We start from the raw sequence: 770 nt of genomic DNA, 5'->3' as shown, positions 1-770 counted from the left end.
GCAAAGGCAAAGGGAAGTAATATCGCCACGCCATTAATAGGACCAAGTCCAGGCAACATACCGACCACGGTACCTATAAAAGCACCGACCAGGGCTATCATCAAGTTTTCGGGTGTAGAGGCGACAGCGAAGCCATGCATTAAAAAATTAAAGGTTTCCATAATAGCTATCCCATTATCCCTGATAATAATCCAAGTGGTAACACGACATCTAATACCATGTCGAACAAAACGTATAAGGCGATACTGATCACAATTGAAAAAATCAGGCTCTTAATAGGATTACCAGCAAATAATAGACCGACTGCGAAACACATGAGTATAGTTGCAAGGATAAAACCTAAAAATTCAAATATCAGACTATAAACAGTCAATGCAATGATGCACAAAATTAGATTTCTAATAACGGTTTTGTCGTAACCTAAAATAATTTTTTTGGTAAAACGAGCGGGGCGAAAAGCAATCACTAAAGTCAGAAACGCCATAAGGGAGAAAATCAGAATAGGATAAGGGCGAGGTCCTATAGGATCATAAGCGATAGGGGCAACATAACTCATAGCCAAATAGATTAAAAATAAGCTAAATAATGCCATTAGCCCAGAAAATAAACGTTCCATCGTCATAAGGAACACTCCTTGCGTTTTGAGGCAAAAAGGCTAACAACTGCATACATTGTTAGCCTTTGAAAAATACTATAAATGCTTAGTATTTAGTCCATGGTTATTGGGCTTCAACAAGACCGTATTCAGCCGACAACTCGCGCAGCTCACC

At 39.1% G+C, this 770-nt stretch carries 2 protein-coding genes; both read right to left on the bottom strand.

The genetic code is table 11. The features are described 5' to 3' along the window. Positions 1 to 161 (bottom strand): tripartite tricarboxylate transporter permease (locus ACS8FD_RS19610; RefSeq protein ID WP_439277095.1); only part of this gene is annotated, 161 nt, incomplete at its 3' end. 5 nt (positions 162 to 166) lie between these two features. Then, positions 167 to 622 (bottom strand): tripartite tricarboxylate transporter TctB family protein, encoded by a 456-nt coding sequence (locus ACS8FD_RS19605; protein ID WP_439261767.1) that lies wholly within the window; start codon positions 620 to 622, stop codon positions 167 to 169. Positions 623 to 770: the final 148 nt, after the last annotated feature.

Source organism: Psychrobacter sp. 1U2, assembly GCF_051847575.1.
This window is presented reverse-complemented; position numbering and strand designations above follow the sequence as displayed.